Source organism: Pollutibacter soli, assembly GCA_029269725.1.
In the GTDB taxonomy this organism is placed as follows: domain Bacteria; phylum Bacteroidota; class Bacteroidia; order Chitinophagales; family Chitinophagaceae; genus Pollutibacter; species Pollutibacter soli.
On sequence record JARJHS010000006.1, the window covers coordinates 117,698 to 142,569 of the forward strand.

General features: G+C 42.2%; 20 protein-coding genes. 10 read left to right on the forward strand and 10 right to left on the reverse strand.

Annotated elements, in window-relative coordinates; translation table 11 throughout:
- Positions 1–39 precede the first annotated feature (39 nt).
- Entirely contained in the window at positions 40–798 is a 759-nt protein-coding gene (locus P2W82_RS15685) for an SDR family NAD(P)-dependent oxidoreductase (protein ID WP_336516858.1), read from the forward strand.
- A 75-nt stretch (positions 799–873) separates the two neighbouring features.
- Positions 874–1,356 carry a tudor domain-containing protein gene (locus P2W82_RS15690; RefSeq protein WP_336516859.1) on the forward strand — a complete coding sequence of 161 codons (483 nt, stop codon included), beginning with the start codon at positions 874–876 and terminating at the stop codon, positions 1,354–1,356.
- Positions 1,357–1,568: 212 nt separating this feature from the next.
- Here P2W82_RS15690 and sov read toward each other — a convergent pair whose 3' ends face one another.
- Together sov and ruvA are read right to left on the reverse strand one after the other, a co-directional pair.
- Complete coding sequence (gene sov, locus P2W82_RS15695; protein ID WP_336516860.1) at positions 1,569–8,810, reverse strand: T9SS outer membrane translocon Sov/SprA; 7,242 nt, start codon at positions 8,808–8,810, stop codon at positions 1,569–1,571.
- A gap of 31 nt (positions 8,811–8,841) precedes the next feature.
- The gene (gene ruvA, locus P2W82_RS15700; protein ID WP_336516861.1) at positions 8,842–9,426 is read right to left on the reverse strand and encodes a Holliday junction branch migration protein RuvA; all 585 of its coding nucleotides are present in this window, start codon (positions 9,424–9,426) and stop codon (positions 8,842–8,844) included.
- Between the two features lie 123 nt (positions 9,427–9,549).
- Here ruvA and P2W82_RS15705 point away from each other — a divergent pair, with 123 nt between their 5' ends.
- Positions 9,550–10,542, forward strand: a complete 993-nt coding sequence (locus P2W82_RS15705; RefSeq protein WP_336516862.1) for a beta-ketoacyl-ACP synthase III — start codon at positions 9,550–9,552, stop codon at positions 10,540–10,542.
- Here P2W82_RS15705 and P2W82_RS15710 read toward each other — a convergent pair.
- On the reverse strand, positions 10,539–11,036 hold the full coding sequence (locus P2W82_RS15710) for a DinB family protein (protein ID WP_336516863.1): 498 nt from the start codon (positions 11,034–11,036) through the stop codon (positions 10,539–10,541). The genes P2W82_RS15705 and P2W82_RS15710 overlap by 4 nt on opposite strands.
- Before the next feature lie 100 nt (positions 11,037–11,136).
- Here P2W82_RS15710 and P2W82_RS15715 point away from each other — a divergent pair, with 100 nt between their 5' ends.
- From P2W82_RS15715 to P2W82_RS15730, 4 genes are read left to right on the forward strand one after another with little or no spacing between them, the layout of a single operon-like run.
- Positions 11,137–11,799 (forward strand): TlpA family protein disulfide reductase, encoded by a 663-nt coding sequence (locus P2W82_RS15715; RefSeq protein WP_336516864.1) that lies wholly within the window; start codon positions 11,137–11,139, stop codon positions 11,797–11,799.
- Between the two features lie 35 nt (positions 11,800–11,834).
- Complete coding sequence (locus tag P2W82_RS15720; protein WP_336516865.1) at positions 11,835–13,646, forward strand: serine hydrolase; 1,812 nt, start codon at positions 11,835–11,837, stop codon at positions 13,644–13,646.
- A 26-nt stretch (positions 13,647–13,672) separates the two neighbouring features.
- A complete protein-coding gene (locus P2W82_RS15725; RefSeq protein WP_336516866.1) occupies positions 13,673–15,346 on the forward strand; it encodes an N-acyl-D-amino-acid deacylase family protein in 1,674 nt (557 codons plus the stop codon).
- Between the two features lie 19 nt (positions 15,347–15,365).
- Positions 15,366–15,836 (forward strand): GNAT family N-acetyltransferase, encoded by a 471-nt coding sequence (locus P2W82_RS15730; protein WP_336516867.1) that lies wholly within the window; start codon positions 15,366–15,368, stop codon positions 15,834–15,836.
- Positions 15,837–16,039: 203 nt separating this feature from the next.
- On the opposite strand, the gene fabD is transcribed toward P2W82_RS15730, so the two are convergent.
- From fabD to P2W82_RS15750, 4 genes are read right to left on the reverse strand one after another with little or no spacing between them, the layout of a single operon-like run.
- Complete coding sequence (gene fabD, locus P2W82_RS15735; protein WP_336516868.1) at positions 16,040–16,927, reverse strand: ACP S-malonyltransferase; 888 nt, start codon at positions 16,925–16,927, stop codon at positions 16,040–16,042.
- A gap of 47 nt (positions 16,928–16,974) precedes the next feature.
- The gene (gene folE, locus P2W82_RS15740) at positions 16,975–17,571 is read right to left on the reverse strand and encodes a GTP cyclohydrolase I FolE (protein WP_336516869.1); all 597 of its coding nucleotides are present in this window, start codon (positions 17,569–17,571) and stop codon (positions 16,975–16,977) included.
- A gap of 41 nt (positions 17,572–17,612) precedes the next feature.
- Positions 17,613–18,026, reverse strand: coding sequence for a 6-pyruvoyl trahydropterin synthase family protein (locus P2W82_RS15745; protein ID WP_336516870.1), 414 nt, complete (start codon positions 18,024–18,026; stop codon positions 17,613–17,615).
- 60 nt (positions 18,027–18,086) lie between these two features.
- Positions 18,087–18,497 carry a 6-pyruvoyl trahydropterin synthase family protein gene (locus P2W82_RS15750; protein ID WP_336516871.1) on the reverse strand — a complete coding sequence of 137 codons (411 nt, stop codon included), beginning with the start codon at positions 18,495–18,497 and terminating at the stop codon, positions 18,087–18,089.
- Between the two features lie 233 nt (positions 18,498–18,730).
- Here P2W82_RS15750 and mqnB point away from each other — a divergent pair, with 233 nt between their 5' ends.
- Both mqnB and P2W82_RS15760 read left to right on the forward strand, forming a co-directional pair.
- Entirely contained in the window at positions 18,731–19,402 is a 672-nt protein-coding gene (gene mqnB / locus P2W82_RS15755) for a futalosine hydrolase (protein ID WP_336516872.1), read from the forward strand.
- Positions 19,399–20,235, forward strand: a complete 837-nt coding sequence (locus P2W82_RS15760) for a 1,4-dihydroxy-6-naphtoate synthase (RefSeq protein WP_336516873.1) — start codon at positions 19,399–19,401, stop codon at positions 20,233–20,235. The genes mqnB and P2W82_RS15760 overlap by 4 nt, the downstream gene beginning before the upstream one ends.
- Positions 20,236–20,238: 3 nt before the next feature.
- Here P2W82_RS15760 and P2W82_RS15765 read toward each other — a convergent pair whose 3' ends face one another.
- From P2W82_RS15765 to P2W82_RS15775, 3 genes are read right to left on the reverse strand one after another with little or no spacing between them, the layout of a single operon-like run.
- Positions 20,239–21,555 (reverse strand): cryptochrome/photolyase family protein, encoded by a 1,317-nt coding sequence (locus tag P2W82_RS15765; RefSeq protein WP_336516874.1) that lies wholly within the window; start codon positions 21,553–21,555, stop codon positions 20,239–20,241.
- 36 nt (positions 21,556–21,591) lie between these two features.
- Positions 21,592–22,455: an aminotransferase class IV gene (locus P2W82_RS15770; protein WP_336516875.1), complete on the reverse strand. Its 864-nt coding sequence runs from the start codon at positions 22,453–22,455 to the stop codon at positions 21,592–21,594.
- Between the two features lie 43 nt (positions 22,456–22,498).
- Positions 22,499–23,185, reverse strand: a complete 687-nt coding sequence (locus P2W82_RS15775) for a response regulator transcription factor (protein WP_336516876.1) — start codon at positions 23,183–23,185, stop codon at positions 22,499–22,501.
- Between the two features lie 885 nt (positions 23,186–24,070).
- Here P2W82_RS15775 and P2W82_RS15780 point away from each other — a divergent pair.
- The gene (locus P2W82_RS15780) at positions 24,071–24,871 is read left to right on the forward strand and encodes a sensor histidine kinase (protein WP_336516877.1); all 801 of its coding nucleotides are present in this window, start codon (positions 24,071–24,073) and stop codon (positions 24,869–24,871) included.
- Position 24,872 lies beyond the last annotated feature (1 nt).

A 24,872-nucleotide genomic window follows, 5' to 3' on the forward strand; every position in this document is an offset into this window, starting at 1 on the left:
TGGTTTTACGGGTTAATTGATTCCGCTTAATTTAGCGGAATGAACAGAATAGTTTTTGTAACAGGAGCCAGCTCTGGTTTTGGAAAAGCAATCGCCGAAAAATTTGCGGCCATTGGCGACCACCTGATCATTACAGCAAGAAGAGGAGATGCATTGCAGTCACTGAAAAAAGATCTTGAAACCAGATTCGGGATCAAAGTATTATCTCTTGAATTTGATGTTCGTGATAAAGAAGTTGTATTTAAAACGATTGAAAATCTTCCTGACGAGTGGAAAGAGATCGACATATTGATCAACAATGCAGGTCTTGCATTGGGGAGAGATAGCTTTGACAGCGCATCGCTTGATGACTGGGAAACGATGATCGATACCAATGTGAAAGGGTTACTGTATGTCTCAAAAGCCATAATGCCGTTTTTCGTCAGGAGAAACAAGGGCCATATCATCAATATGGGTTCTGTTGCAGCTAAAGAAGTTTATGACAAAGGCAATGTGTACTGCGCAACAAAAAATGCAGTGGAATCTATCAGTCATTCGATGCGCATCGAATTACTACCGCACCACATAAAAGTTACTGCTATTCATCCGGGTGCCGCAGTAACGGAATTTTCGATGATTAGATTCAAAGGCGACCAGGAAAAGGCAGATGCTGTATACACAGGCTTCAAACCACTTTCCGCGGAAGACGTTGCCGATACCGTATTATATTGCTGTAACCTGCCGGAACATGTGTGTATAAATGACCTGGTGATTACTCCAACCGCCCAGGCGGATGCAATATATATCCACAGGGAATAATTTTAGTAGTCACAGATTCGTTTCTCAGGAATAGCTCCGCGATGGCAAGGACAAATGTGGAGAAAAGAACCTGCTATGAAAAAACTGCAATTATTAACACTCATGGTCTTTATAGGCAGTTCACTTACTGCACAGGACGACGTAATACGTATTCGCAATTGCTCCGACAGTGCAATCACAAGACAAGCCGACAGTATTCGAACAGAATTACTTGCTGGTGGATTTAAGATGGTTCGAGAGGCCATGGTCGGCATGGAAAGCGAATACGAATTGCCAATCATTGTACCGCTTACAGGCGGAGAATGGTACCAGATCGTTTTCATCGGCAATCTGACATCGAAATTATACGAAGTGAGAATGTACGACTATGGAGAGAAGCAGGTCGTATACAAAAAGAATCAAAGCGGGGAGAATATAATTCACTACTCATACCTTCCGGTATCTTCCCAGCACCACATGATCAAACCATTGCAGGTGAATAAGAAACAGAAAAAGAATCTCTGCGGGTGCGTGATGTTACTGCAGAAGCAAGTGACTAAGGTTGAACGTGGAACGTAAAACGTTAAACGTTAAACGTGTCCTTTCGCGGTGCAGCAGGTCCTGCAAACACCATTAGTTTTGTATTCACTCTAAGACTTTTATTAAGATCGGGCTTAACTCATTCTAACGTTTTCTAAAATAACTTTTTCGAAAAAGCTATTTTATGAATACTTCAAAGGATATTTTACGCATAGGTCAGCGTTTTACGTTTGACGTTCTACCTTAAACTTCTACTGGGCCAACGAAATCCTCACCTGCACTCCCGCCTTTGTATTGACAAGCGGAGCTGAACTGGAGATATACGGATTCACTCTTCGCTGATCAAAATACAACTGTATGTTTACACGATTACTGAGAACATAATCGATCGTTGGCCTGATGGTGATTACTTTCTGCCCACCCGTAGCAAAAGCATTTGCCTGGTCAAGACGACTGTTGGAATTGATATCATCCCGTATGCTGAAGTCAAGAGTGAATGTAATATCGTTGTCAACTTTTTTGGCTTCATTTTTTGGCTTGAACAACCTGATGCTGAATGGTAGCGACCAGCCTCTTTTTCTCCAACGCAACTGAACGGTTGTTTCCGTACTTCTTACTTCACTCAGCTGATAGTCGATAAGACTTAAACTGATTGTTCTGCCTTTCCTGAATTCAAGCTTACCTGAAAATTGTCCCGTAGTGGAAAAATCAATACCGGCGAGTGGTCCGAAGCTTTCCTGGATAGTAATATTTGGAATAAGGAAATAAGGTACAAAGTTACCTGAGATTGTATCAATGAATGAAGGATATCCGAGCCCAAATTCATCCTGGTATAACAATGCCGAATTGAAACTATTCATGCTTAACGAACTCTGGTATGCATGCGTCAGACTGAAGTTGGTAAATATTTTATCAAGACCACTGATCCTGCTCAATCCATTATAAGTAATGCGCCAGTTTGGTTTTGGCAGATATCCCGAGAATGGATTTGATTTTACGTAATTACCAGTGCCATTTTTCAACAGGGCAATCGAGTTCGGATCCTTTTTCGTGTATGCGGCAATGAAAGAGGGAATCAAAACATCCTGCGCGTATCTTCCATACCCCAGGTAATATCCATCAGGCCCCTGCACCTTACTGTAATCATTTGCCTCACCAAGTCGTTTGGATAACACCAGTCGATTAGCCTCAAACTGCTGGAATGTTTTACTGATATTGTTAGGATCAAACTTTTCGAACAGTGTCTGGAATGAAATATAAGTTACACTGAATCCGCCTCCGGAATATGGATTCAGCTCGTTGAACTGACCAGTACCAACGGTGTCTTTAAATAAAGAAGTATAGGTTTTGTTCAGTGTTTTTTCCATGTTGAGATCAATCACAAAATCACGGAATGGTTCCACCTGCGCATTCAATGCAAACTTCTGATCATAAGTTTGCCTGAACAGATTATTAAGGAACGGATCTTTTGTGATTAATCCTTTTTCACCTGCACGCTTCAACCAGTTACTATCAATCTGTTTACCAAAAATGAAGTCAAAACCAGGTTCCATGCTCTTCCAGTTCTGTCCCAGGAATTTTGTACTATCCATATATCCAGGAACAAATGTGCTACCACCTGAATTGTAGGTAAGTCCAATTCTTTTAACAGAAGTGAGTAATCGCAGCAACGTCTTTACTGCAAAGCCCATCTGCCTCGGTTGATTCTGATCCTGTTTGTTTTTTGCCGTTGTATCATTCGGCTGCCCCGGTGTTGGTGGCGGCGCCTGCGGCTGCTGTTCGTCCAGTGATCTGAAGATTTTAAACTTCGAATACAGCTGTGTGAAATTCAGTTCAACCGTTGCGCTTTTCTGCTGCGTATTCTGAATTGTATTACCCAGGTTTACTGCAAGCCTGGATGCACCGATCCAACTGTAAGTAGTTCGATAACCAAGACTCATCGTTGTCCAGTCTAAGAATGGAAACAATGTTGTTGGAATATTGTAAGTGAAATCCATACTCTGCACATACAAAGTATTTCTTCCACCTTTCCAGAAATTCTTCCAGAGAGAATCCTTCTTCTGTTCATTATCGATTCTTCCATAAGGTTCATCGACCCTGGAATTATTTGTCGCTTTGAAATCAATATTAAATGACTTAGTAAGATCCCAACGCATATTGTATATGCGATCCATCACGAAATACTTATCATAAGTCTCCGGAATTTTATAAGGACCACCGCCAATATTTCTGGGCCGTATTGCACCAAACTGTCTACGCGCATCCCAACGAATGCCAATAAGGTTTGGATTCGGATTGAAATTGAAGCCGCGTATAAAATCAAGCATTTTTGTTTTTGCCTTGATCTTGTTTTTCAATGGCTCCCAGTATTTTGGTTGTGAGATATATGTGTATCCGATACCGCCCTGGTATTTTTTCACCTGGTTGCGTTCTATTAATGGATTGTGCTGAATCGTTTCCGTGAATGAATAACTGAAATCAAAATTCGATACGCTCCACAACCTGATTTTCTTCGTTGGATGCGGCGTTTTGCGGACGTTTGTAAAATTGATTGTCTTAATACTGGTATAATCGATCGCCTGATTTTTTATCGAATCTTTTTGCGATCCACCAAACTGTTTGAGTTTATAATTCAGCTCAACGTCTTTATCAAACGGATCATACTGAGGCGAACTGATCACTTGTGAAAAGTTTGCAAAGAATGGAATTTCAATTCCCCAATTTTTCGGAAGTATTTTTCCTAATTGCAGGTTTGCAGCGATATCGAATTGTGTAAGGTTATCCCGATACCTTTCCTGTACGCGTTGTTCCAGTTGGCCATATCCCTGTGTATGCATATTTGCAGAAACAGAAATCGTACCCAGGTCTGACAGCTGAAGATTCATCTGGCCGACAGCCGCCCAGCCACCACGTTCATCAATACCCGAAAGACGCAGCTCGTTTATCCAGACCTCAGTACAAACGGAACGTCCGCCACCGCCAGGATCCACCGGATTTTCAATACCCACCAGTATACCTTTCACCTCACCCATATTCGGGTTTCCAATGATTGCAAATTCTTTTCCATCAACTGTTTTGCGATAAAACTCTGTCGGGTTTCCGATAGCAACATCGCGTTCTGTTTTCAACCGGATCAGGTCGCCGATATCCAGGTTGAGACTATTGATGTCCGGCCAGATGATTTCAGGATCAGTTGTACCAAAAGGAGTCATGATCAATGGATACCTGATCTCATAAAAGTTATTGATGAAGTCGTTACCAATCCTGATAACAACATACAATTCATCATCACGAACAGCGGGCTGACCAATCTTACTTTCAGCGTGAACAAACATCAGCATTTTTTTATACTGACGCAGGTCAAGCGTTGTATTCTTAAATACTGCACGCGCCTCCCCTTCTTTTAAATCGCAAAGTGCCATGCTCAATGCCTGCTCATTCTGCAAAATGTTGATACCACCATTACTCAACGACTGAACCCTTTCAATGCCGGGTGGAATGCGATAAGGGATCGGTTCACGTTTATCGTTCTCTTCGATATTTACTGCGGATACATTGAAAGTTGTAGCACCATTCAGATCAATGGGTTTATATTGTCCGCTGGTATCAAGGTCATATGTAAACCTGCGCCAGTTGTTGCGCACGAGCTCCAGTTTTGCAAAACGCATAACAGTGGAATCTTCAAAATCAGTAAGGAACATACGCATGAACCTGATCGATTTGAAATCCGGAATCTCCCCTACGCGGTTGTTGTACTTTGAAATCGGGATACGGAACTGGTACCAGATCTGATCCTGGCGTGAACCATCAGCAAGCTGAACGTTTACTGTTTTCTTATCAACGATAAAATTCTGACCGACTTGCATGAGCGGATCTCCAGGAGGCCTGAAATCAATTCTGTACTGAAAATATTCTTCTGCCTCATTCAGAGTATTATCACGGTTCAGATCTTCACCATCGGGATACAGGGTGAATGCAGACGCAAAATCAGAACCAGTTGTTGCTATCGGCGAGTTACCCTGTGGATTATTAAACGCTTTATAACGACCAAGGATACCGGTATTATTCTGATCGTATTCGGCGTCGCGGTAATATTTGAAGTTGTCGACTGAAGGATCCAGCACAGCCTGCTGATATGCAACAGAACCTGCACCAAATGTTGCCGCGATCTGGTTAAGGTAAGCCTGGCGAATACGAACCTCGGCAGTATCCTGCAACCCATCAAATCCAACGTCCTGGTATGGACGATCTGCAGGATCGTTGCTGAACGCCTGCGTCACCTGGATCGGGTTCAATGGTTCGCGCCCCCAGATAGATGTTTGCATGGCTGCAGGGATTGTTGGTGTCGCCAAACCATTTTCATAAAATCGTCTTGAGTCTTTCAATACATCCTCGGAAATATTTCCAAGGTTGAAATACAATGAACCACCCGCAGGATTGGTATTCTTTATAAACGGATCAAGCACCCATGCTTCAATGAATTCAATATTCGCCGTTTCAAAATCTGTCTGATCAATGCTGCGCATGATCCCCCCCCATCTCTTTTTCGGATCAAGAAGTTTACCGGAAGCATTGATGCCAACTGCATCGTAATTATAAGGTCCTTTATCTTTCGGGTAATAAGCAAGATCAAAAGTGACCAACCTGTTCTGACCAAAATCAGGCGTTCTTCTCGGGAAAATTTCTTCATTCGAAACACTACGCACGCGCGGATCCGAAAGCTCCGTCAGGTCGTTGCGCAAGGGATTATTCGGATTCCCTTTTTCCTGGAGAATCGGTTCGATATTATACCATCCGAGTTTTGAACGGTTCTTTCCATAATCAAGATTATCAAACAGATCTGCTTCAGGAAAAAGAATATTTCCGCCGGGTCCTTTCGCACCTCGTGGAGTTGATGCGAGCGTCCAGCTGATCAAGGGAAATCGCAGATCGATACTTGCTTTGGAACCTTCAAAGTCATCTATATAAATTAAACCCTCATTGCCCTTACCAATTTGCGGTGCGTGACCAGGCTGCATTCTTGCCACTTCAACAAAACTGGAAATAGCAGAAACACCATTCGGTTTATAGAATGGTAATTTTCCAAGCCATTTTGTAAGTCGGGGTAACTCAGAATTATACCCTACGTCCATTCCGAACATCGTGTTGCGGATGGGATCAGAACCAATTTCCATTTTTGTAAAGAATGGCCTTTCACTCAATCGAACGATGGTACCTCCAACAGTTAGTTTTTTATTCACCAGGTAGTCGAATCGCAGACCCATATAATTCCGCTGCTGCGTACCGAAGGTGGCGTTGTTTTCATACTGCACATTAATTGGCACTCCCGATTGCCGGATGGACTCATTGATTACACGAATACTCCCTCCAACATAATCGATGATATAATCCACGTTTTCAACAAGCACCTGACCACCCGCAGTAACTGTTACCGATCCCTGCGGAATATTAAATGCATTCAATGGTATGTCTCCTGTTCCACCACCAGAGCGCGAAGTACCGCGCATCACAAATCGGTTGAGCTGCGTGAATGTTTGCGCAATTGCTTTGATCGTATCATACAAAGGATAGAACAAATATTTCTCCCGCAACGATGGATCGGAAGTAAATGCATAATCAAGGTCATGACCGAAAGGTTCAAGTACAGGAAAAATTACCCGACTCTGCGATGAATTCACCGTATATCCTTCAACATAATCGAATACACCATCCGGTTGAGGATCATTCTGATTATTCAACCTGTCCAGGTTCAACAAAGTAATCAACGGCACACCTGCCTGGTCACCTTCAGGGAAATATCTTTTCTCCCCTCCACCTGGCTCCTGGTACAACACATTCAATTGAAAATCCTGGCGCTCCAGCTGACCATAACCCACCGGATAAATGTTTTTCATCATCAGGTCCCAGATCGGAAGATTGGTACGCTGAGATGTGGCTTTCAATAATTTCAGGAATAGAATCTTCTGAACACCGCTGGATGAATCCACCGGAACATCCTGGGAAAATTCACCCACCTGGAAAACTTTACCATTGACCGTATATTGATAAGCCACAGCCAGTACCTCATCCGGTTGAAGCGTAACGTTCAATGAGATAAACCCGAGCTGTCGGTTAAAAAAGTACTGGGTTGAATCCAGTTTTCTGGCAAAAGTCTTTTCAAAATCCTGTACCTGTTTCAACCCAAGACCATTCAGAAAATTCGCAATCAGCGCCGGGTTACGACTGTTTGGATTGCTGACAATTTTAGTGTACAAGTCATTTGAAGAGTTTGAAGGGTAAACCGGACCGGGTAACGGATTGATTATTGGCGGCTGCTGAAAGGGATTCTGTTCTGCCAGGTCCATCAGACCCACCACATCACGGGTTTCAGTGGTTGCACCGGTCCTGTTGGTTACCCATACTTCCAGCCTGAGCAACTGTGTCTGGCTGTTTACAATTGGCAGATTCTTCATCCCATTGTTGAACTCATTGCGGAAATACTGTGCGAGCAGGAAGTGTCTGTTCTCTTCATACTCATCACCCTTCAGTTCAAAAGGTTGTGTATTTGATCCGTTCCTGATCGCCGCCGACTGTCTTTGAGAACGCTGGATCGCAAAAACGGTATTGACCCAGAGTTTACCAAACTGCATCTGTGTTTTGATACCGAATAACTGTTGCGCACCCGGGATCAGCGAACCCTTGGTTGCAAATGAGGTGTTACCGACTTCAATCTTTTTAAAAATCTCTTCACTTCCGCCGGTATAATCCAGTTTCAATTGGTTATCAAAGTCGAAATTGGCCAGGGTGTTATAGGTGATCGGCATCTTGAGTTTATCGCCGATCTGCCCAACCACGTTCAGATTGGCATTCAGGTCGAAATCAAGACCGCCATTTTTCCTGGCCCTTTCCGGCAACGTCGGGTTTTTAATATTCTGTCCCTGATACCCGGCGATGATGTTGACCTCGCCCTGGGGTTTGATATCGATCTTTCCATTACCGAATAAACGGTTAAAAAGATCATTGCCCATCGTCAGTTTTGGTTTCTGCAGTTTCCTGTTTACCACGCTGATCGTGTTTGCCCGGTCGCGGAAATATTCATTTTCCATTTTCCGGGACATGATCTTCATATACTCGTCAAACGTCAGCGCTACAGGTTTTCTGAAATATTTATCGCCGATCTTTTCGTAAATGAAATATGAGTTCGTTTTTGGATCGTAAGCGATTGAATCCGAAATATTTGCAGGATCCTTCAAGTCAAAGGGATTTCTGTTTGGATAAGTCAGTTTGTCTCCTCTTCTGTCAGAAAGTGGATAACGCAGGGAATCCCGGCCCGGAAAAGTATCGGGCTGGTTAGTCAATACGGGCTTGCTTGCAGAATCCACTTTGGGAATAGTATCCGTCTGTGTTTCCTGCAAGAATCTGGCATGTAGGCGCTCTCCTCCGATGGCCCGGCTGGAAATACCTGCAGTCCAAAAAATCACCCCAATAAAAATGGTGATTGCAATTCTCGCCAATTTCTCCTGCTTGTTGTTGAGTAGAGTTCGGTCAAATAGACTGTAAAGCTTTTTTGATTAAAATTTCTAAACTGGCTGATGAAGGAACGGATGCCTGGGCTTTCCTGATTGCATTGTCCGCAGCATTGCGGGGTATACCCAACGCTATAAGTGCATTTAACGCATCCTGTTCTAAAGTATTGTTTATTAATGGAGAATTGCTGTTTTCTACCTGTTTTCCGGTAACCTTATCTTTTAATTCAAGTACAATCCTTTCTGCAGTCTTTTTTCCGATGCCTTTTATTGCTTCCAGCTGCCTCGAATTACCGGAACTGATGGCCAGAACGATCTCTTTAGGTTGAAGAGAAGATAACATCATCCGTGCTGTTGCTGCACCGACCCCACTGATACTGATTAACTGTACAAACATTGCTTTTTCTGCCTGGTCAAAGAAACCATATAACGTATGCGCATCTTCCTTTATCTGGAGATACGTAAAAAGAGTTCCTTTGGATAGATCCTGGATTTTAGAATATGTGTTCAGAGAAATTTGCACTTCATAACCCACGCCGTTCACTTCCACATGCACGAGTGCTGGTGATTTGTAGCTAAAATTTCCGGTCAGGTATGCAATCATCGTACCATTTAAGGCGGCAAAAATAGCCTCTTTGGTTTATAAACTGCCCGCAGGCGCGAACCTTTTATGCCTCATTTGCTTCCAATTAGTAATTTAGCGGCTCAAAAATTACCAGAATATCATATGCGAACCAAGATCACGGCAGCCATCACAGCACTAGGAGGATTTGTACCGGAAGATAAAATCACCAACGCCGATCTGGAAAAATTAGTCGACACGAACGATGAGTGGATATTAACCCGCACCGGGATTAAAGAAAGGAGGATTTTAAGAGGTGCAGGGAAAGGAACTTCAGACCTGGTTGTACCCGTAGTTCAACTCATCTGCGAGAAAAGAGGAATCAGTCCTTCAGAAATCGATTGCCTGATCGTAGCGACGGTCACCCCGGATATGATGTTCCCCTCCACCGCCAATATTGTTTGCGATAAACTCGGAATAAAAAACGCCTGGGGTTTTGATATCCTCGCTGCTTGTTCAGGTTTTCTATATGCTCTAACAACTGGTGCCGCATTAGTTGAAAGTGGCCGATACAAACGAGTTGTTGTAGTTGGCGCTGATAAAATGAGTTCAATCGTCGATTATAGCGACCGCACTACCTGTATCATTTTTGGCGATGGCGCCGGCGGTGTTCTGCTAGAACCAAATATTGAAGGTTACGGTGTGATGGATAGTATTTTGAAAAGTGATGGTGCCGGTGGAAAACACCTGCATATGAAAGGTGGCGGATCTCTCCGGCCGGCATCAATCGAAACTGTTACCAATAAAGATCATTATATCTACCAGGAAGGGCAGGCTGTATTCAAATTTGCTGTTACGGGCATGGCTGATGTTTCGTACGAATTGATGCAGCGCAATAATCTCGAACCGGATGATATTGCATGGCTGGTTCCTCACCAGGCCAACAAGCGAATCATCGACGCAACTGCATCAAGAATGGGTCTTCCCGAAGAAAAAGTGATGATCAATATTGTCAATTACGGAAATACAACCGCAGGCACTATTCCACTTTGTCTTTGGGATTTCAGAAAAAAAATCAATAAAGGCGACAACCTCGTACTTGCTGCTTTTGGTGGAGGCTTCACCTGGGGCGCAACCCTGGTGAAGTGGGCCTATTAATCTTTTCGCCTTCTTACATATTCAATTAAATCGGTCCTTGGTAAAACTGTTTCGCCAAGCTCACGCATCATTGTTATCATCTGGCCGCGATGATAGGTTGCGTGATTCATGACATGCATGGCGATTTCAAATAGTTGCTCTGTAAAATCTTCACCACGGATGGTTTTGTAAGAGACCGGCTTCAACAGATCTACTTCGGTTGTACTCAGCATAAACTTTTCCCATTCGGTTGAAAGATTCAGCAGCCGTTTGACGATAAAGTCTGTTGAATGACTCATATCTGTAACTGCAATATCAGGTACCGAAACTTTATGTATCCGGTTCGTCCAGGCAATCTGTGCATTACCCAAATGAATCAAAGTAGAATGTATACTGGTGAAACTGCTCTTCAGTTCCTGTTTAGTTTTCTCTTCACTCATCAACGCAACAGCGTCTGTAATTCTCTTATCTGCCCACAGGTTAAAGGAAGCATACAAGTTTATGATCGCCTGCATCTTTTAAATTATTTTTGATGATGGTGAATGTAGATATTTTTAATGTTTTTATCGATTGAAAATGGCGCAGAAATGAGCCGTATTTGAATTCCATTTCAACATGACCACAACCATTCTTTTCTGGATTAAAATTATCATAAGTGCCGTTATTGTATGGACGTTTGCAAAATATATCCGCAGTTGGGTGAAGAACACGAAAAAAGGATTAAAGCCTGTGTTGAAAAAATCGGATGTCATCAGTGACATCATATTTGTCACATTTGCCGGGTTCATTCTTTATTTTATTCAGACCAATTACCAAAGAACTTTTAATTCAGTATTAGCCACACCCCTGAAAGCATTCCCCGATTTTAGCTTCACGGAAATTTCGACCGACAGCAGTAAAAATCTTAATAATTACCATTCGGAACTGACGCTCATCAATTACTGGGCAACCTGGTGCGGACCCTGCAGAAGAGAAATGCCATCGCTAAATGAAATATATTCTGAGTTTGAAAGGAATGAATTGGAAATTATAGCAATTTCAGATGAAGATAAATCTGTGATAAAGAATTATGTCAACAATAAAAATTTTCATTTTATAACTGCAAAGATCAACCGAAGCAATAGTCTCCTCGATTCGATTGGTCAGCGGCCAGTGTCTATTCTGCTGGATCGGGAACATAAAGTCCTCGACATGATTGTAGGCAGCCGCGGACATCGTTTTTTCAAAAACTGGGTTCGCGAAAATCTGGATAAAACCCGGGCAACCGGCAGCGAATGATTACTTACATTTAACCATCAACCAAAATAAATGCTATGATCCGAAAGAGACTGTTGACAGGCATTTTGATACTGACGACGATAACAGGCGCGCATGCACAAAAGCCAACCGATAAAAGATTGGCCGGGCTCGATACTTTCGTGGCGCGCGTTCTTAAAGACTGGCACGCGCCGGGCGTTACAATCGCGGTTGTTGAAAAAAATCGTATCGTATACACCGGTGGCTTCGGATACAGGGATTATGAAAAACAATTGCCAGTAACGGAACATACACTTTTTGCCATTGGCTCATGTACAAAAGCATTTACGGCGACAATGATCGGTATGCTACAGCAGGAAGGAAAACTGAGTCTGGATAAACCTGTACGAATTTATCTTCCCGAATTGAAATTCAAAGATGCGGTGACGAATGACCAGATCACATTAAGAGATATGATGTGTCATCGCTCTGGCTTACCTCGACATGATTATTCCTGGTACGGATCGACTGCTTCACGCATGGAACTACTTGAGCGCATTCAATACCAGGAACCGTCTTTCGGTTTTCGCGAACGATACCAGTACAACAATTTTATGTTCATGGCGCAGGGTGTGGTAATTGAAAAACTTACCGGCAAGAGCTGGGAACAGAATCTCCAGGAAAAACTTCTCAATCCCCTGGGGATGACGCATACCAATATGTCTGTTCCTGCGCTTGAAAAAGCAGAGGATAAATCATGGGCTTATGAGGTTGATGAAAATAATCAAATTAAAAAAATTCCTTACCGGAATATCGATGCTATAGGACCTGCCGGTTCAATCAATAGTTGTGCATCTGATATGGCGAACTGGTTAATCACGTGGATCAACAGCGGAAAATTTAAAGGGAAAGAAATTTTTCCTGCCACTTACCGTGACCAGGCAATTTCTGCCCAGGTAGCGATGGGAGGAGGTGCGCCGGGAAGTGAAAATCCCGATCTGTTTTTCGGCACTTACGGACTCGCATGGTCGATGAGCAGTTACCGCGGACACTATCGTGTGGAACACAGTGGCGGCATTGATGGATTTATCACTACCACATCTTTTTTTCCTTCTGATAGCATCGGCGTTTTTGTAGTTTCAAACCAGGGTGGCGTAAGCAACAGTATCAGAAACTATATCGTTGATAAAATGCTTGGATTGCCCTATCGCAATTGGAATCAACAACTTCTTGCCAATAATGTCAAAGCAAAATTTCAGGCGGCAGCTTCACCAAATACTGATAGTGTCAACAAAAAATCAGGTACAAAGCCCTCTCACAAAATCGAAGACTATACCGGTCGTTTTGAGAATAAAGGATATGGCATATTAAAGACATTTACCGAAAGAGATACGCTCTGGGTCGATTACAATGAAGGTGGAAGAAAAACAAAATCATGGCTGGAACATTATCATTATGATGTATTCAGATTGCGACGATCAGATGAGATGAAATCCCCAAAATTCGCCCCGAAACTTGTATTCAATACAGATGAGGATGGTGATATCGTTAGCGTTCAGTCTCATCTCGAACAGGCAATAGATAACGATATTGTTTTCGTGAAACTTCCTCCGGCCATCGTAATAGACAATGCTCAATTACAGAAGTATACCGGCGATTATCTTTTAAATGGAGCGACCCTTCGCGTTTATATAAAAGACGGATCTACTTTGATGGTCAATGTTCCAGGGCAACCGGATTATGAGCTTGTTCCTGCCGGAGAAAATCTCTTCAATCTGAAGGTCGCAAAAGGATATTCAGTAAAATTTGAAATGGACGATAAACAATCACCATTGTCGTTGACCTTTCAACAGCCCAACGGAAATTTCAAAGCCACCCGGAAAAAATAATTTCCAGGTTCGAAGAAATCATCGCCATGAAAAAAATATCTTTTTTTATTCTGATTTGCATTTTTCTTTTTGCATGTAAGCAGTCCGAAAAGTATGATACCATTATAAGAAACGGATTAGTGTTCGATGGCAAAGGAAATGAACCGATAAAAGCTGATGTTGGCATTCGCAGTGATACCATTGCCTTCATCGGCGATCTGTCTTCTGCTTCAGCAGACAGTATAGTCGATGCGGGAGGGAAAGCGGTTACACCTGGGTTCATCAATATGCTGAGTTGGGCAACGGCAAGTCTTATTCATGATGGACGATCTCTTGGTGATCTGAGCCAGGGTGTAACACTGGAAGTAATGGGTGAAGGCTGGAGTATGGGTCCGCTTACTGAAAGCATGCAAAAAATGGAGGAGGCGGACCAGGCAGATTTTACTTACCCGGTAACATGGAAAACACTTGGCGGCTATTTGCAAACGCTGGAGGACAGTGGCATTTCGTGTAATGTCGCTTCTTTTGTAGGGGCTACAACAATACGCCAATACGTTCTCGGTGAAAATAATGTACAGGCAACACCAGCACAACTCGATAGTATGCGCATGTTAGTGAGACAGGCGATGGAAGAAGGCGCAATGGGTGTAGGAAGTTCATTGATTTATCCTCCCGCGTTTTTTGCTTCTACTGAAGAATTGATTGCTCTATGCGCAGAAGCTTCAAAATACGGCGGTTCATATATCAGCCATATCAGAAGCGAAGGCTCTCGGCTATACGAAGCCGTTGAAGAGCTGATGACAATTGCGGAAAAAGCTAAAATCCCGGCAGAAATTTATCATTTGAAAGCGGCAGGAAAATCGAACTGGTACAAAATTGACAGTGTCATCAAAAGAATTGAAAAGGCAAGATCTTCGGGTATGGATATCCGTGCAGATATGTATGTATATCCGGCGGGCGGAACAGGTCTTACGGCAACGATGCCTCCAACTTTGCAGGATGGCGGTTTTGATCTGTTGCGAAAAAGGTTGATGGATCCTTCAATCAGGAAATCCGTTAAAAAAGAAATGAATCAGCCCACGGATAAATGGGAAAATTTTTATCTCGCCGTAGGCAAACCGGAAAATATTTTGCTGACGGGTTTCAAACAGGACAGCCTGAAAAAATTTACTGGAAAATCGCTTGCAGAAATTGCAGCGATCAGAAATACTGGTCCCGAAGAAACAGCAATGGACCTGATAGTCCAGGACAGCACACGCGTTGAGGCCATCTATTTTATGATCGATGAGGCCAATATTGAAAAAGAAGTAAAACTTTCCTGGATCAGTTTTGGTTCTGATGAAGGATCATTTGCGCCGGAAGGTGTTTTTCTGAAATCCAATGTTCATCCACGCGCGTATGGAAACGTTGCGAGATTATTGGGTACATACGTGAGAGAAAAGAAACTCATCCCATTGAAAGATGCAATTCATCGGCTAAGCGGATTCCCTGCAAGAAACCTGAAGCTTTCCAAACGCGGAACAATTGAATCAGGTCAATACGCAGACATAGTGATCTTTGATCCTGAAACCATAACAGATCATGCAAGTTTTGAAAAACCGCATCAGCTGGCTACCGGAGTTACAGATGTGTGGGTGAATGGCAGGCAGGTAATAAAGAATGGAAATCATACGGGTGTAAAACCCGGCCGTTTTGTAAAAGGACCTGGTTGGAAGAAATAAAAACATTTAATAAATAAGCATGGAAATAAAAATAAGGAAAGCAGTACAGGAAGACTGTCCACGATTGATGGAACTGGTCAACGAACTCGCAGTGTACGAAAAGGCCCCCAATGAAGTGACGGTAAGTCTTGAACATTTTATAGAAAGCGGCTTCGGAAAAAATCCCGTCTGGTGGGCCTTTTCGGCGGTAATAAAAGATGATACACAACCCGGCGGAGAGCTGATCATCGGTTTCGCATTATATTATATTCGCTATAGCACATGGAAAGGCCAGGGTATGTACCTGGAAGATATCCTTGTATCCGAATCTATGCGTGGCAAAGGCGTTGGTAAATTACTTTTTGATGCGCTGATCGAAGAAGCCCGCGAGAAAAAATTCAATCGTATTATCTGGCAGGTTTTGGAATGGAACGAGCCCGCGATTAATTTCTATAAAAAATTTGATGCAAGCTTTGACCCGGAGTGGATCAATTGCTCAATTTATGTTTAAGGTTATAGGTTATAGGTTTTAAGTTAAAGACTGCGAATTCAGAAATTTATTTGTATGCCCAGATTCAATTCTGTAAAGTACAGATGATATTACGCTACATGGATTTCTTGTTTTATTTAATTCCATCAAAATGATTGGCATAAGAAATGATCTCGACACCTTCTTAAGCTTACTTAAAACCCATAACATAACACTTACAATCCCTAATTGAAGCCACTCACCTTAACAGTCTTATCAATCTTCTGAATAAGCCCTTGCAATACTTTACCGGGACCGGCTTCGGTGAAATCAGTTGCACCATCGTTGATCATTGCCCGGACGCTTTGCGTCCATCTAACGGCGCCGGTTAACTGATCTATCAAATTCTGGCGAATCTGCTCCGTATCGGTTACTGCTTTTGCGACAACGTTCTGGTAAACGGGACACAGGCCTTTATGAAATGAAGTAGTTTTTATTGCTGCTGCAAGCTCTGCTTTTGCCGGCTCCATAAGAGGAGAATGAAAAGCGCCCCCTACCGGGAGTACCAATGCGCGTTTAGCGCCGGCAGCTTTCATTGCTTCGCAGGCAATCTCAATTCCTTTAACACTTCCGCTGATTACCAATTGACCGGGACAGTTATAATTTGCAGGCACAACTACTTCCCCTGATTCTTTTGATACTGTTGCACACACTTCTTCTACTTTCTCATCTTCGAGACCAAGCACTGCGGCCATAGTTGAAGGAATGAGTTCGCAGGCTTTCTGCATAGCCTGTGCACGTATACTTACCAGCTTCAATCCATCTTCAAAACTCAATGTACCATTCACTACCAATGCGGAAAACTCTCCCAGCGAATGACCAGCAACCATATGTGGTTCTGCGCCTTCAATACTTTTGAACGCGATTACGGAATGTAGAAATATAGCGGGCTGTGTAACTTTTGTTTGTTTTAGTTCATCTTCCGTGCCATTGAACATGATATCAGATATTTTAAATCCCAGAATATCATCGGCCTGGTTGAACATTCTTTTTGCAAATGCATTATCGTAGTGAGATTTTCCCATGCCCGGATGTTGAGCACCCTGCCCGGGGAAAACGTATGCGTGAATCATAAGTTGATATTAATTGGCGCAAAAATAAAAATAGAATCAGGAATGCCCTAATGAAGTTTTGACCCGATCAGTCGAATAAACTCACTGCGTGTTTCATTTTTTTCGAACTCACCCCAGAAAGCACTGGTGGTTGTAGTAGAATTTTGCTTCTGAACACCGCGCATCATCATGCATAAATGGTTCGCCTCTATTACAACGGCAACGCCCAGCGGTTGAAGAGATTCTCTGATGGCACCGAGTATTTCGGTTGTCAATCTTTCCTGAACCTGTAACCTTCTGCTGAAGACATCAACAACGCGTGCAATTTTACTCAACCCTGTGATCCAGCCATTGGGTATATACGCAACATGCGCTTTTCCATAAAAGGGTAACATGTGATGTTCGCAAAGGCTGTACAGCTCAATGTCTTTTACTATTATCATTTCGCTGACCTCTTCGTGAAATTTTGCTGAATTCAGAATAGCCTCAGCATCCTGTGTATATCCCTGTGTGAGAAATTGCATTGCCTTGCCAACACGTTCAGGAGTTTTTAACAGGCCTTCTCTTTGCGGGTCTTCTCCCAGCAAACTCAATACGGATTTATAATTCTCGATCAATCCATGCGTCACTTTATCGTCGTACTGCTCAATCTTTTTATAAGCCATTTCCTGAATTTAATTTTGCGCGATCGGTGTAACAATCTATTCTAAATCGGGTACTTTACAAAATTCCTTGGCGTCTCGTATAACGTAATAAACAACTCCTTCTCTGCAGCAACCTCTGGCCTGAGCAAATTATAAATGACAATAGCGATATTCTCTGCTGTAGGATTAAGGTTTTTAAATTCTTCAGTATCGAGATTGAGATTTTTGTGATCAAACCTGTCAAGCACTTTCGCTTTGACAATATCTGATAACACTTTAAGATCAAGTACAAAACCTGTTTCAGGATCAGGATATCCATTCACCTGCACGATCAATTCATAATTATGACCATGATAGTGCGGAAGATTACATTTTCCAAACACTGCCTGGTTTTTTTCCGGCGTCCAATGGTCGTTATTCAACCGGTGCGCCGCATTGAAATTTTCCTTCCTGAAAACAGCTACTTTTTGTTGCATAAAAACATTGATTTCACTGGTAATCTTTTTTGATACCTGATCCCCGAAATAATCGTCAACCTATTCACCGTAATATTCCACAAAAATTTTCGGTGTCTCCACTAGTTTTATACAATGCAGCTCAACGCCTGCAGGAATTCCTGGCTTTAACTGATTCCAGATTCCTTCCACCAGGTTTTCTATAGAACAGATTTTATCCTTCATAAAATCTACGTCCATATTAAGGTTCCGGTGGTCCAGCTTATCAATAACTTCTTCTTTAATCACTACGCTTAATTTCTTCGCATCTACCACAAAGCCGGTGTCCGGATCGGGTCGTCCCTTCACCGTGACATACAATTCAAAATTGTGGCCATGCCAGTTTTCGTTCGCGCATTTGCCAAAAACCTCCTTATTCTTTTCCACCGACCATTTCGGATTGAAAAGCTTATGAGCTGCGTTGAAATGCTCGACACGTGTCAGATAAACCATAAATTCGACCTCATTTCTTTATCGGGAGGGCAAAGGTACGTCGGAACGGCGATAGTCGGGAACCTATTGCCGGCAGCAAAAAGCCTTAGGTCATAAGCCGGGCTTTTAACGAAAAATCGCTTTTGTTTTTAATCGGCGCAACTGCACCTGTTCTGGCAACCTGCTTGCCGGCAGGCTGGCTGACAACCAACAACCGGCTACTGAACTGTGAACTGTTTTCGTAATTTCACCGAATGAAAATTGTGGTGGCAGCTGCAACCGGTTTCGAGCTCGAACCCCTACGGGAATACCTCACCGAGCGCATATACCTGAAAAACCATCACAAAATCACTTGTCTTGTTACCGGAGTGGGACTTGTAAATACGGCCTGGGCAATCACTAAACATATTATTACTGAAAAACCGGACCTGGCTATCCAGGCGGGAATTGCCGGTAGTTTTAGTCCATTATTTCCTCCATCTACAGTGGTAGTTGTAAAAGAAGATCTTGTTGCCGATCTGGGGGTGATGGAAAATGAAGAATGGAAGGACATATATGATTTATCACTTGCGGATCCTCACCTTCCGCCTGTCAACAACAAAAAGTTTGTAAATCCTCATTTTTCGTTGATGGAAAAATTGCCGCTACGCCAGGTGAAAGCGGTTTCTGTAAATGAGATAACGACTTCGGCTGACCGGACACATATTTATATTCAGAAATATTGTCCTGTTGTTGAATCGATGGAAGGTGCTGCGTTTCATAAGGTTTGTTTAGAAGAACAGGTGCCATTTGTACAAATCCGCGCCATTTCAAATTTTATAGGTGAAAGAGATAAGTCGACCTGGAAAATGGCTGAGTCAATTGCAAGACTGAATGAAAATATTATTCTAATGATTAATAAAATTGCGGAACTACACCAGATATGAAATTATCACTCTGTTTCTCTCCCTGCCCTAACGACACTTTTATTTTCGATGCACTGGTCAATAAAAAAATTGATACCGAAGGTCTGGAATTTGATGTTCGTCTTGAAGATGTAGAGACATTGAACCGTCTCGTACTCAACGACACCCCGGATGTTTCAAAAATCAGCTATGGCGTACTACCGCTGATTGTCCCCAATTATCGTGTACTCGAAGCTGGTAGTGCCTTAGGTCGTGGCGTTGGTCCATTGCTCGTAGCGGCGAATGAACCCGAGGATGCCAATGAATTGGTTAAATCAGGCATTGTTGCTCTTCCCGGAAGAAATACAACGGCTAATCTTTTGTATACACTGGCTTACCCGGAAACAGGTAAAAAGATATTCATGCCATTTGACCAGATTGAAAATGCCGTTCTCGATGGCGCTGCAGATGCGGGAGTTTTGATTCATGAAGGTCGCTTCACCTATGAGAAGAAAGGACTTAAAAAATTGATGGACCTTGGCGCATTCTGGGAAAACCAAACCGGCAACCCGATACCTCTCGGAGGAATTGTGATGCGGCGCACCCTTGATCATGACCTGATGAAAAAAGTAGATCGGCTTATCCGGAAAAGCATTGAATATTCCTGGTCAACTTATCCGATTCTTTCAGCCTACGTCAAAGAGCATGCACAGGAAATGGACGAATCAATCATGCGTAGTCATATAGACCTTTACGTAAATAAATACAGCAGTTCACTGGGACCGGATGGACGATCTGCTATCTGGACTTTGCTCGAAACCGGCATGAGTTTTTTCCCCGAACCACAGGCCGGATCGTACGAGGTATTTATATAGAATTCAGGAGAACTCTTTTACTGCTTTGCTATAGGCTTCAAGGCAACGTTTTCTTGCAGCTTCATGCTCGACTATCGGGGTCGGATAGGCGAAATCATTTAATTCGGGTATCCAGGTATTGATATAGTTGTGATCCTTGTCAAATTTCTGTGCCTGGGTGGTTGGATTAAATATCCTGAAATACGGAGCAGCATCGCAACCACAACCCGCTGCCCATTGCCAGTTGCCGTTGTTGGATGATAATTCGTAATCGAGCAGCTTCCTGGCAAAATAGGCCTCTCCCCAGCGCCAGTCGATTAACAAATGTTTGGATAGAAAACTTGCCGTAACCATTCGTACACGGTTGTGCATAAAGCCTGTCGCATTTAGTTCGCGCATACCTGCATCTACCATGGGATACCCGGTCATTCCATTGCACCATTGCTTAAACTCTATTTCATTGTATCGCCATTTGATATGATCATATGCCGGCTTGAAAGCTTTTCCCTGTCCGACATGAGGAAAATGCCAGAGAATCATCTGGAAAAAATCCCGCCATATCAGTTCATTGAGATAAGTAGCATTTACTCCATTGGCAATTCTTGCCAGTTCGCGCACGCTCACAGTTCCAAACCGGAGATGGATCCCCATTCGTGTAGTGCCTTCGATGCCGGGAAAATTTCTCGTCTTATCATAATCAGCTATGATATTCTTATTAACAGATACTGATGGAATAGGAATTGATGAGGCTGTAAAACCAACCTTTTCCAATGTTGGCATTGCCGGACCATCCTGTTTAAACCATCCATCCCAGTATTTTTCTGTCGGATAAGGTTTCAGATAAAAGGCATTGAGTTTTGCCAGCCACTTTCTGCTGTATGGTGTGAAAACAGTGTAGGGCTGGCCGTTATCCTTCAGAATCTCATCTTTTTCAAAAATTACCTGGTCCTTTGCAGTGTGAAAGCTGATCCCATTTTCGATAAGAAGCTTTTCGATTTTTGAATCCCTGTCGATTGCATAGGGTTCATAATCGTGATTGGTATAGACTTTTTTAATGGGATATTTCCCAATCAATTTTTTAAAGATCGCATCGGGTTTACCGATCAAGACTTCCATACCGACGCCGTATTTTTTTAGTGCATCAAAAATTGCGTTCACTACGCGATGAATAAAATCAACACGGGCATCATCCCTGTCTTCCAGCTCATCCAGAATATTAGTATCAAAAATAAAAACCGGTATAACTGGAAGGCCTGAACGAAGAGCATGATATAAAGCGGCATTGTCATGCAAACGAAGATCCCTGCGAAACCAGAAAATAGCCAGCTCTTTTTCTTTCATGCAGATACCAACAATTTGCGGGAAAGAAATGTTCTCTTATCCCTGTTTTTTATCTGTACTAAATAACGGGAGGATAAGTTTGTAGTAAATCTCTTTTGTTTTTCGGAAGTTCAAATGCTTACCGGAAAAATGGCTGACCTGCCTGATGCCGTACAGAGCGTTAGTAAGGAAAATTTCATCTGCCTCGCGGATATCCTGCTCACGGCCGCTGACTTCGTTTACTTTGTAACGATATCGCGGTAAATGCTCCAGTAACCAGTTGCGCATGACACCAGCGACAGGTCCATCCGACAACGGTGGAGTATAAATGACATCATTCTTTATCCAGAAAATATTTGCAATCGATGTATCGCAAATTGCTCCCGACGAATTAAATACCACGGCATCGTCAGCACCTTCGGATTTCGCAAAGTTCAACGCCTCATTGTAAGGTATCCTGTTATTGAGTTTCAGCGATGACGAATTTGTCAGCTGTTTCTGAATTTGCCGAAAATGAACCAGGCTGATACCGCCTTTATTCCAATATAGATATGTTTCTGCAAGAGGCTGAGCTTCAACTATAAAATGCATGGGCAGACTTGTAAACTCATGATTCTGATCATAAAATACAGTGACACGGGCCCGTGATGAACCTGGTATTTTATTCGCAGAAACAGTGTCTTGAATCTGGCTCAGTAAATATTCTTTGTTAAACGATGGCGGTCTGTTGAAAGTGATATATTGAATGGATCGATCCAGCCTGGACCAATGATAATCGAATAAAGGAATGCGACCATTCTCAGCGAAACGGATGGTTTCAAAAACACCTTCACCAAAATGGATCGTTGAGCCATTCAACAGTGGGAATTGGCCCGGTAGATAAGGAAGGATATTACCGTTCAGGTTATAAAAAAAAGCCATGAGCCTAAATTAAGTACTCATGACTTTCCATTGCGTTAATTACTTATTTGTTTTCGATGATGCCTGATTTCACAGCGTACATCACCAGGCCCGCCATAGACTTGGCGCCGGTTTTGTTTTTGAGTTTATCTCGAATGGCTTCTACCGTACGCGGACTCAGATCCACCAGGTCAGCGATCTCCTTTGTACTTTTCTCCTCACACATCATTTTGAGTATCGTGATCTCTTTTTCAGTCAGTTTTGCATCGACGGGCATAGCAGATTCTGCCTGGCGTTTCACACGGAGACCATCAATCAGGGCCTTATTGGTGAGCTGGTTAAAGAAATACTCCTGCTCGTAAACGGTTTTTACTGCTTCGTAGATCACCTCGGAGTCCGAGTTCTTGGTCAGATAGGCGTTGGCGCCCAGCTCCATTAATTTGGATATCATCGAATGATCATTGTGCATAGTGAGCATGATCACGCGGATATCCGGGTAAAGTTTTTTGATCTCGGGCAGGGTGGTAATCCCATCCATGATCGGCATCTGTATATCGAGCAGGATAACGTCTGGAGTAATGTGTTTCAGCAGGTTAAGCAGCTGCATCCCGTTGTCGGCTTCGCCCACCATGCGGATGTCTTTCTGCATAGAGAGAGCGGTTTTTACCCCGGCGCGGAAGAGGATATGATCGTCTGCGATCGCAACTTTTATCAGTTCTGCGGGTTCGTCTTTTCTCATTGGATTATACATTGACATGGTTTTTTTCTGGGTAAGGATATCTGGTATTCCTCCTGCAAGTATACTGTAAATCAGGCAATCATGAAATGGTAAATCTACGTGTTTTCACGCGGGGAGAAATACGGTGATTCAGCATTCAGCCGGCTGATTACGCGCGAAATAAGCAATGAAATCGCAAATTGTCTAATGTTTTTTTCCCCGAAAATTGGGTGTTTTTCTGTAATGTAAAATATTACCCAATCGAAAAAAGTCGTGAACTTGTATGTATTGTCTTAGAATGAATATTGGATACATATATATATTATACTTAATTACAACTTTTGTTTGTATAGTTATTGGCAGCAAAAACTTTTCTCACCTAGGAAACTTAAAGTCACTCTATTTTTTATCTATAATTAGCATACTTCAGGAATTGTTTTCTGCTCATGACTCATGGTTAAATATTCCTTCATATTATTTCGAATCTAGGAACATTTATGTTATTGTCGAATTTTTTGTACTGCTAAATTTTTTTAGAAAAGTAATTAACAATTCAAAGGTTAAGCGATTTATAAATCTTACTCAGGTTATCAGCGCAATTTATTTACTGACTTACGTATTTATTACCAAATCGATTTTAATCAATTACTCTCTTTTTTCAGTTACCGAATGTTTAATTTTTCTAGTTCTATGTATTTTTTTATTTGTACAATTTTTGCAAAGTGATGAAACCGATAATTTACTTAAGCATCCTCTCTTTCTAGTCACATCAGGAATTTTCATACTATTTGGAGTATCTGCACCGACTTATTTCTTATATGATGAACTTAATAAGACTTTTCCTGAAGAGATTTTATTTGACTTTATCACTGCTGTTGGATATATATTTTATGTTGTATTAGTTACATTCTCATTCAAATGGTCAACCAAGAAATTCAATTAGTAAAAATGCTAATAGTCACTACCGTGATTATTTTTCTTTTTATTACATTCATTTTTTTAATCCTTCTGCTTTATAAAAGAAAGCAATCAAAAACAAAAAAGGATTTTGAGTTCATTAAACTCCAACATGAAAAAGCTCTGCTCTCGGTACAGTTAGAAATCCAAGAATCAACATTTAAGAAAATCAGCCAGGAGATTCATGATAATATCAGCCTGACGCTAACGCTAGCGAAACTTAATCTCAACACGCTCGAAAATGTTGATCCGTTAACCGCGGCCCAATCAATCGATGAATCCATAGATCTTATCTCAAAATCACTGAATGATCTGAATGATATTTCTAAATCTCTGGACTCAGAACTCATAAAGGCTCACGGATTAATTCATGCTTTAGAAACGGAGCTGGCCATTATCAAACGAACCAAGCAGTTTGAAACTGAATTCAATGTTAGCGGAGATGTTGTATTTATAGATGCAGATAAAGAACTGATTCTTTATCGTATTGTCCAGGAGGCATGTAATAATATTTTAAAACACAGTTATGCCAGGAAAATTGATCTTGAATTAAAATACTGCACCCAGCAAATTTGTTTAACCATCATGGACGATGGAGTGGGATTTGATGAAAATGAATTAAACAAGAAAAAGAGATCCGGACTCGGTCTTAATAACATTCGAAATCGCGCTAAGATGATTAACGCGGACATAAAAATCGAAAGCGTACCAAAAATCGGAACCTCTATATTTCTAACCCTGCCTCTTAACAACGAAAATTAAC

What these genes read in the sequence shown, in the direction of transcription:
- P2W82_RS15760 (WP_336516873.1), top strand. Translation starts at nt 19,399, where the DNA reads ATGAAATTATCACTCTGTTTCTCTCCCTGCCCTAACGACACTTTTATT.
- fabD (WP_336516868.1), bottom strand. Translation starts at nt 16,927, where the DNA reads ATGATTCACGCATACGTTTTCCCCGGGCAGGGTGCTCAACATCCGGGC.
- P2W82_RS15715 (WP_336516864.1), top strand. Translation starts at nt 11,137, where the DNA reads ATGACCACAACCATTCTTTTCTGGATTAAAATTATCATAAGTGCCGTT.
- P2W82_RS15730 (WP_336516867.1), top strand. Translation starts at nt 15,366, where the DNA reads ATGGAAATAAAAATAAGGAAAGCAGTACAGGAAGACTGTCCACGATTG.
- P2W82_RS15775 (WP_336516876.1), bottom strand. Translation starts at nt 23,185, where the DNA reads ATGTATAATCCAATGAGAAAAGACGAACCCGCAGAACTGATAAAAGTT.
- folE (WP_336516869.1), bottom strand. Translation starts at nt 17,571, where the DNA reads ATGGCTTATAAAAAGATTGAGCAGTACGACGATAAAGTGACGCATGGA.
- P2W82_RS15750 (WP_336516871.1), bottom strand. Translation starts at nt 18,497, where the DNA reads ATGGTTTATCTGACACGTGTCGAGCATTTCAACGCAGCTCATAAGCTT.
- P2W82_RS15705 (WP_336516862.1), top strand. Translation starts at nt 9,550, where the DNA reads ATGCGAACCAAGATCACGGCAGCCATCACAGCACTAGGAGGATTTGTA.
- P2W82_RS15720 (WP_336516865.1), top strand. Translation starts at nt 11,835, where the DNA reads ATGATCCGAAAGAGACTGTTGACAGGCATTTTGATACTGACGACGATA.
- P2W82_RS15725 (WP_336516866.1), top strand. Translation starts at nt 13,673, where the DNA reads ATGAAAAAAATATCTTTTTTTATTCTGATTTGCATTTTTCTTTTTGCA.
- P2W82_RS15780 (WP_336516877.1), top strand. Translation starts at nt 24,071, where the DNA reads ATGGTCAACCAAGAAATTCAATTAGTAAAAATGCTAATAGTCACTACC.
- P2W82_RS15745 (WP_336516870.1), bottom strand. Translation starts at nt 18,026, where the DNA reads ATGCAACAAAAAGTAGCTGTTTTCAGGAAGGAAAATTTCAATGCGGCG.
- P2W82_RS15765 (WP_336516874.1), bottom strand. Translation starts at nt 21,555, where the DNA reads ATGAAAGAAAAAGAGCTGGCTATTTTCTGGTTTCGCAGGGATCTTCGT.
- P2W82_RS15770 (WP_336516875.1), bottom strand. Translation starts at nt 22,455, where the DNA reads ATGGCTTTTTTTTATAACCTGAACGGTAATATCCTTCCTTATCTACCG.
- P2W82_RS15710 (WP_336516863.1), bottom strand. Translation starts at nt 11,036, where the DNA reads ATGCAGGCGATCATAAACTTGTATGCTTCCTTTAACCTGTGGGCAGAT.
- P2W82_RS15685 (WP_336516858.1), top strand. Translation starts at nt 40, where the DNA reads ATGAACAGAATAGTTTTTGTAACAGGAGCCAGCTCTGGTTTTGGAAAA.
- ruvA (WP_336516861.1), bottom strand. Translation starts at nt 9,426, where the DNA reads ATGATTGCATACCTGACCGGAAATTTTAGCTACAAATCACCAGCACTC.
- P2W82_RS15690 (WP_336516859.1), top strand. Translation starts at nt 874, where the DNA reads ATGAAAAAACTGCAATTATTAACACTCATGGTCTTTATAGGCAGTTCA.
- mqnB (WP_336516872.1), top strand. Translation starts at nt 18,731, where the DNA reads ATGAAAATTGTGGTGGCAGCTGCAACCGGTTTCGAGCTCGAACCCCTA.